Here is a 7038-nt window from a genome sequence, read left to right on the forward strand (position 1 = left end):
TCGTCGCCGAAGGCGCGGGGAGCGTCGCCGAGATCAACCTCCACGACCGCGACCTCGCGAACGTCGAGTGCGCCCGGTTCGCGGACGCGGATGTCCTGATCGCGGTCGACATCGAGCGCGGCGGCGCCTTCGCGAGCCTCTACGGGACCCTCGAACTGCTCCCCGACGACCTCCGCGAGCGCGTGTGCGGCGCCGTGATCACGAAGTTCCGCGGCGACCCCGACCTCCTCGAACCGGGCATCGCCGAGATCGAGGAGCGCACCGGCGTCCCGGTCGTCGGCGTCGTCCCGCACGACGACCCGGGGCTCCCGGCGGAGGACAGCCTCTCGCTGCCGGACGCGTCGGCGACGGAAGGCGGCGGAGGCGAGACGGAAGCCGTCCTCGGCGACGACGACGGCGTCCCCGACGAGGCGAGCGTTCGGATCGGGGTTCCGCGGCTCCCGCGCATCTCCAACTTCACCGACCTCGAACCGCTGGCGCGCGAGCCCGGCGTCCGGGTCGCCTACCTCCCCCTCGACGCCGCGCTCGACGGGGTCGACGCGGTCGTCCTGCCGGGGTCGAAGAACACCGTCGACGACCTGCTCGCGCTGCGGGAGGCGGGCTTCGACGAGCGCCTCCGCGCGTTCGGCGGCCCTGTCGTCGGCGTCTGCGGCGGCTACCAGCTGCTCGGCGAGCGCCTCCTCGGCGCCGACGTCGAGGGCGTCGGCGACCGCGAGGCGGTTCCGGGGGTCGGACTCCTCCCCATCGAGACCGAGTTCTCGACGGAGAAGCGCGTCGAGCGCGTGACGTGCGCGGTCGACGGCGTCGGTCCGATCGCGGGCGCCGCGGGGCGCGCGGCCGGCTACGAGATCCGCGCGGGACGGACGCGGCTCCTCGACGGTGACGACGACGACGGGCGGGAGACCTCGCTCGCGGTCGGGCCGCTGGGCGCCGAGAGCGTCGCCACCGACCGCGTCCTCGGCACGTACCTCCACGGGCTCTTCGAGTCGGAGAGCGTCCGCGACGCCTTCGTCGAGACGGCGTTCGCGGGCGCGGGGCGGACGCGCCCGGACGCGGCGGCCGCCGACCGGTCGCCGTACGAGCGCGCGGCCGACCTCGTCGCGGCCCACGTCGACCTGACCGCGGCCGGGCTCGGCGGTCTCGCCGGGCCGGCGGAGTGAGACGGCGACCGGATCCGGATGCGGAAGGTATATTGTCATAAACAGCCAATACTGTCGCATGAGCGACGCAGCCGACGCGAACGAACCGACGGGCGACGACGCGAAGACGGAACGCGAGCGCATCCGCGAACGGAAACGGCGGGAGCTCGAAGCGCGGCTCGACGAGGGGGAATCGCTCGACGAGGCCGCCGGGACCGACGCCGGCGACGACGGCGGGGCGGCGACTCCGACCGAGCCGGTCCACGTGAACGGGCTGGACGAGCTCCAGCGGACGGTCGACGAAAACGACGTCGTCCTCGTGGACTGTTACGCCGACTGGTGCGGCCCCTGTCAGATGATGGAGCCGACGGTCGAGGCGCTCGCGGCCGAGACCGACGCCGCGGTCGCGAAGGTCGACGTGGACGCCAATCAGGCGGTCGCACAGCAGCTGGGCGCGCGCAGCATCCCGACGCTCGTCCTGTACGCGGGCGGCGAGGCGGTCGACCGGTTCGTCGGCGCGCAGGACCGCGCGACGCTCGAGTCCGCGATCGACGAGCACGCCGCCTGAGACGGGGGAGCCGTCAGTTCTCGGCGAGCGTCTCTTCGAGGAGCTTCCGCTGTGCCGTCGCGAGGTGTTCGGCGAACGTCGAGGGGGAGATGTCGAGCGCGTCGGCGACCGCGCTCGCGTTGGCGTCGCGGGGGCGCTCGAAGTAGCCCATGCGGTAGGCGGTCCGCAACACCTCGCACTGGCGGTCGGTGAGCCGCCCGCGGTCGACGAGGGTCCGGTCCGACACCCCGTCGCCGCGCGACGCGCCGTGGACGAGGTAGCGGACCTCGACGCGCTCCGCCGTCCCGTCGAGCGCCGAGACGACGTCGCGGAGGCGGTCGAGGTCGGGGAGGTGAAGCGTGAGAACGAGGACGCCGTCCTCGGCGCGCGCGTCCGCGATCGGGCAGTCGAGCTCCTCGATGATCCGGCAGGCGCACCGTCCGTCGCGCGGGCGGTCGTACCGGTACACCCGCTCGTCGCCGAGGTCGACGACCGAGGTGGGCGTCGGGACCCCCTCCATGGCGTCGACCGCGTCCGGGTCGCGGGCGCGGAACTCCTCGGTGTGCGTGTCGCCCGCGTGCGTCCAGCTGACGCCGGTAATCGGGCCGTCGTGGGCGGTCGACGCGTCGACGACCGGACAGTTCTCCGTCCCGTGGATCGCGACGCCCGCCCGGACGCCGTCCGGCGCGGCGTCCGCGCCGCCGTCGGCCGACCTCCCTTCGGTTCCCATCGAGTCGGCGTTGGGACGACGGACACAAAGGCCTGATCCCCGACGGCGGGGACGCTCTCTCGGGCCTCACCGAGAACACCCGCAATACTGAGGGCCGATCGGTATCGGTTCCCGGTCCGGAGTCGCGGCCGTGAACCGAGCGATCCACGCGGTCGGAGCGGTGGCCCTGGCCGGCGCCGGGGCCGGGATGAGCGTCGCGGCGGCCGCCGGGCTGGCGACCGGGGTCGGCGGCGGGCCGGACCGGTTGCTGGGAGCGGTCGTCCTCGCGGTCGCCGCCGCGAGCATCGGATACACCGCCGCGACGGAGGCCCGGTACGCGCTCCGGACGGACGGCTTCGGCGTCACGCGAGTCGACCTCGGCAACGCGACCGCCGTGGCCGCGGCGGCACCGGTCACGTACGCCCTCTCGGTTCGGGTGGGCGTCGGCGCCGTCGTGGCGTCCGCGCTCGTCGGGCTCTGCGCGCACCTCCTGACGGAGACGTACGCCGCCCCCGCGTACTGCGGCTCGTTCGTCGGGATGGCGACCCCGGCGGCCGGCGCCGACCTCGGGTCGGTGGCCGCCGCGGGTGCCGCGGCCGCCGTCGTCTTCGTCCTCGCCAAGCGGGCGTTCAACGGGTTCGGCGGGAAGCTCGGGACCACCGCGTTCGTCGGCTGCCTGTCGGTGGCGGCGGTCGGCGGGCTAGCTCCCGGGACGGGGGCAGTCCCGGGGCCGACCGTCGCCGCCGGGCTCGTCGCCGCGGCGGCCGTCGCCGCCGTCGTCACGTTCCTCGTGAGCGTCCGGCTCGGCCGCGGCCCGGTCGTCGCCTCCGCCGTCGTCGGCCTCGTCGCCGGCGTCGTCTGCCCGCCGCTGTTCGCCGCTGGCGACGCGGTCGCGGCGGTCGCCTTCTGCGCGTCGTTCGCCGGGATGGCGACGCCGGAGCGGATCCCGGGCCCCGGCGCGATGCTGCTGGCCGGCGGAGTCGCCGGCGTCGCCTTCGTCGGGGCGGCGCCGTACTTCGTCGGGTTCGGCGGGAAGCTCGGCACGATCGCGTTCGCGGCCTGCCTCGTGACCGCGGGGGGCCTGTCGCTCGGCCGCATCCTCGCGCCGGTCGGCGGCGGCGCCGTGACGGGGTGACGCGCGCGGTCGGCGGGCGCGCGGCCGGCGGCGGGGCGGTACGTCCGCCGGTCGCGGGGCGGTCGAACCGCACCCCGGCGCGCGGCGGGTCTATTTAAAACACCACGCAGCTCCGGTGGCATCTGGAGGGTCGTGGAAGCCCTGCGTCGATCCGATGACCGACCCGACCGAGACGGCCGAGCGGAGCTTCGAGTCGAACCCGACCGTCTGTCCGTTCTGCGGCGTCGGCTGTAGCGTCGAGTACGCCGGTCGCGGCAGCGCGACGGGCGTCGAGGGGCCGGTGAACGACCGCAGAGAGATCTGTCCGAAGGGCGCGGCCGCGTTCGACGTGGTCGACAACGACGACCGCCTGACCGAGCCGCTGGTCAGGCACGACGGGCGGTTCGTCACGGCGCCGTGGGAGGAGGCGCTCGACCGCGTCGCGAGCGGTATCGGCCGCGTGGTCGACGATCACGGCCCGGACGCGGTCCAGTTCTTCGCCTCCTCGAACTGTACGAACGAGGAGAACTACGTGCTCCAGAAGCTCGCGCGCGTCCTCGGGACGAACAACGTGGACAACTGCGCGCGGCTCTGTCACGCCTCGACGGTCGCCGCGATGAGCGAGCGGTTCGGCGCGGGCGCGATGACGAACACCTTAGACGACCTCGGCGAGGCGGACTGTATCTTCGTCAACGGGGCGAACCCGGCCGAGCAGCACCCCGTGGCGTTCCGCTCGTACGTGCTCCCGGCGGTCCGCGACGGCGCGACGCTGGTCCACGTCGACCCGCGCGCGAACGACACGACCGAGGCGGCGGACGTCCACCTCCCGCTGCGACCCGGCACCGACATCGAGCTGCTGAACGCGATCGCGGCGGTACTCGTCCGGGAGGACCTCGTCGACGAGGCGTTCCTCGCGGAGCGCGCGACCGGGTTCGACCGGCTGCGCGAGCACCTCGCCGACGTCGACGTGGCCGCGAACGCCGAGGCGGCCGGCGTCGAGCCGGAGGCGGTCCGCGAGGCGGCGCGCGCGTACGGCGAGGCGGACCGCGCCGCGATCGTGACGGGGATGGGGACGAGCCAACACCGCTGCGGCACCGACAACGTCCACGCCCTGCTCAACCTCGCGCTGCTGACCGGCAACGTCGGCCGCCCCGGGACGGGCGTGAACCCCCTGCGGGGCCAGAACAACGTCCAAGGGGCGAGCGACGTGGGCGGCCTCCCCGGCGTGCTCCCCGGCTACGAGTCGGTGACGGACCCGGACGCCCGCGAGCGCGTCGCCGACGAGTGGGGGGTCGAGCCGCCGGCGGAGCCCGGCCTCACCGAGGTGGAGGCGACCCATCGCTTCGGCGACGAGGTGCGCGCGGCGGTCGTCTTCGGCGAGAACCCGGCGGTCACCGAGCCGAACGCGACCGCGGTCGCGTCGGCGTTCGACGAGCTCGACTTCTGCGTGGTGATCGACCTGTTCGAGACGCGGACGGCGGCGCACGCGGACGTGGTCCTCCCCGGGAGCGCGTGGGCCGAGAAGTCCGGCACCGTGACGAACACCGACCGGCGCGTGATGCGGATGCGGCCGAACGCCGACCTGCCGGGGAACGCGCGGCGCGACTTCGAGATCCTCGCCGGCCTCGGCCGGCGGCTCACGGACCGGCCCGAGGCGTTCGACTACGTCGGACCGGAAGGCGCTTTCGACGAGCTGACCCGCGTCGCACCGATATACGAGGGGATGAGCTACGAGGGGATCGGCGACGGCTACCAGCGGTGGCCGTTCGACGCCGACGCGGGGCGCGGCGCGGAGGTGCTCCACGCCGAGGCGTTCGCGACCGGCGACCGGACCGCTCCGCTCGCGGTCGTCGACCCGGTCCCGCCCGCAGACGACCTCGACGGGGGCGAGCTCACCCTGACGACCGGCCGCGTGCTCCAACACTTCAACAGCGGCGCGCTCAGCCGGCGCTCGGAGCGGCTCAGCGCGATGCGCGGGGAGGACGCCCTCCAGATCCACCCGGACGACGCCGCCGAGCGCGGGATCGACGACGGCGACCGCGTGACCGTCTCGAACGAGCGCGGGAGCGTCGAGGTCGCGGCCGACGTCACGCCGGCGGTCCGCGAGGGCGTCGCGTTCTGTACGTTCCACTACGCGGAGCCGCTCGCGAACGCCCTCACCGGCGACGCGCTCGACCCGGCGGCGAAGATCCCCGAGTTCAAGCACTCGGCGGTCGCGGTCGAGCCGGCCGCGGAGGGCGACGCGGCCGCGGAGGGCGACGCGGCCGGCGCCGACTGAACCGCCGTCGACGCCGCGCGGTCGCTCGTCGGGTCCGCCCGCGCGCGGTTCCGGTATCACTCGTGAGACGCGGGAGTTACGGTTTATAAGATCGCAGCGGAGAGGCGCCGATATGGCTACATCGGGAGAGTACGGGCGAGGCGACTTCGGCCGGGGCGGTTTGAACGACGGGCTCGACGTCGACGAACTGGTCGACGGTATCGGGCTCGACGCCGACGAGATCGCGTGGCGGAAGGAGTTCGTCGGCTTCGACGCGGAGGACGAGCGTCGGCTGAGCCGGTACGAGGACGCGTTCGCGGAGAACGCGGAGCGGATCGCGGACGACTTCTACGAGAACCTCACCGACCACGAGCAGACGGTCGACGTGATCGGGCGGTCGGAGAAGGGGCTCGAACAGCTCAAGCGGACCCAGTCGGCGTACCTCGTCACGCTCGCGGAGGGCGACTACGGCGAGGAGTACTTCGAGGACCGCGCGCGGATCGGGAAGATCCACGACATGCTGGGGATGCCGATGAAACACTACCTCGGTCAGTACGGCGTGTACTACGACCTCATCCTCCCGCTCATCGGCGACCGCCTCGTCGACTCACTCACGGACCGGCTGGCCCCCGACGGCGCCGACGCGGAGGTCGACGACGCGACCGCGGCGGCGGTCGAGGAAGAGGTCGACGACGCGATCGAGGACCTGCTCTCCGTCCTCCGGATCGTCAACCTCGACACGCAGGTCGTCACGGACACGTACATCCAGTCGTACAGCGAGAAGCTCACGGAGGCGGTCGAACGGAACGAGCGGCTGATGGCGGAGGTCGAAGCCGAGGTCGAAGCACCGCTCGCCGACCTCCGGGAGTCGGCGGGCGGCGTCGCCGACAGCGCCGCCGAGGTCGGCGACGCGGCCGAGGACCAGTCGGAGCGGGTCGCCGAGATCTCCTCCGAGGTGGCGAACCTCTCGGCGACGGTCGAGGAGGTGGCGTCGACCGCCGACGAGGTCGAGCGGACGAGCGGGCGGGCGGAGACGCTCGCCGAGGACGGCCGAGACGCCGCCGCCGACGCCGCGTCGGCCATGGACGACATCGGCGACGCCGTCGACGAGGTGGCGGCCGACGTCGAGGCGCTCCAGGAGCGCGTCGAGGAGATCGACGAGTTCGTCGACGCGATCAACGGCATCGCCGACCAGACGAACCTGCTCGCCCTGAACGCCTCGATCGAGGCGTTCAGGGCGAGCAGGTTCGTCTGGTCGGCGATGCCGTTGAT

Annotated in this window: 6 protein-coding genes; 5 read left to right on the forward strand and 1 reads right to left on the reverse strand. The window is 73.6% G+C overall.

Translation table 11 applies throughout. The features are described 5' to 3' along the window. Together B9G38_RS13125 and trxA are read left to right on the forward strand one after the other, a co-directional pair. A partial coding sequence (locus B9G38_RS13125) for a cobyric acid synthase (RefSeq protein ID WP_086220648.1) occupies positions 1-1160 on the forward strand: 1160 nt, incomplete at its 5' end. A 58-nt stretch (positions 1161-1218) separates the two neighbouring features. After that, entirely contained in the window at positions 1219-1707 is a 489-nt protein-coding gene (trxA, locus tag B9G38_RS13130; RefSeq protein ID WP_086220649.1) for a thioredoxin, read from the forward strand. Between the two features lie 13 nt (positions 1708-1720). On the opposite strand, the gene B9G38_RS13135 is transcribed toward trxA, so the two are convergent. After that, positions 1721-2416 carry a helix-turn-helix domain-containing protein gene (locus B9G38_RS13135; protein WP_086220650.1) on the reverse strand — a complete coding sequence of 232 codons (696 nt, stop codon included), beginning with the start codon at positions 2414-2416 and terminating at the stop codon, positions 1721-1723. 187 nt (positions 2417-2603) lie between these two features. Between B9G38_RS13135 and B9G38_RS13140 the strand changes: the two genes are divergently transcribed. The 3 genes from B9G38_RS13140 to B9G38_RS13150 form a co-directional block, all read left to right on the forward strand. After that, on the forward strand, positions 2604-3530 hold the full coding sequence (locus tag B9G38_RS13140; RefSeq protein WP_086220652.1) for a hypothetical protein: 927 nt from the start codon (positions 2604-2606) through the stop codon (positions 3528-3530). Between the two features lie 154 nt (positions 3531-3684). Then, positions 3685-5787, forward strand: coding sequence for a formate dehydrogenase subunit alpha (gene fdhF, locus B9G38_RS13145; RefSeq protein ID WP_086220651.1), 2103 nt, complete (start codon positions 3685-3687; stop codon positions 5785-5787). Between the two features lie 112 nt (positions 5788-5899). After that, positions 5900-7038 (forward strand): globin-coupled sensor protein (locus B9G38_RS13150; protein ID WP_233127210.1); only part of this gene is annotated, 1139 nt, incomplete at its 3' end.

Source organism: Halorubrum sp. SD612 (assembly GCF_002135005.1).

What these genes read in the sequence shown, in the direction of transcription:
- trxA (WP_086220649.1), top strand. Translation starts at nt 1,219, where the DNA reads ATGAGCGACGCAGCCGACGCGAACGAACCGACGGGCGACGACGCGAAG.
- B9G38_RS13135 (WP_086220650.1), bottom strand. Translation starts at nt 2,416, where the DNA reads ATGGGAACCGAAGGGAGGTCGGCCGACGGCGGCGCGGACGCCGCGCCG.
- B9G38_RS13140 (WP_086220652.1), top strand. Translation starts at nt 2,604, where the DNA reads ATGAGCGTCGCGGCGGCCGCCGGGCTGGCGACCGGGGTCGGCGGCGGG.
- fdhF (WP_086220651.1), top strand. Translation starts at nt 3,685, where the DNA reads ATGACCGACCCGACCGAGACGGCCGAGCGGAGCTTCGAGTCGAACCCG.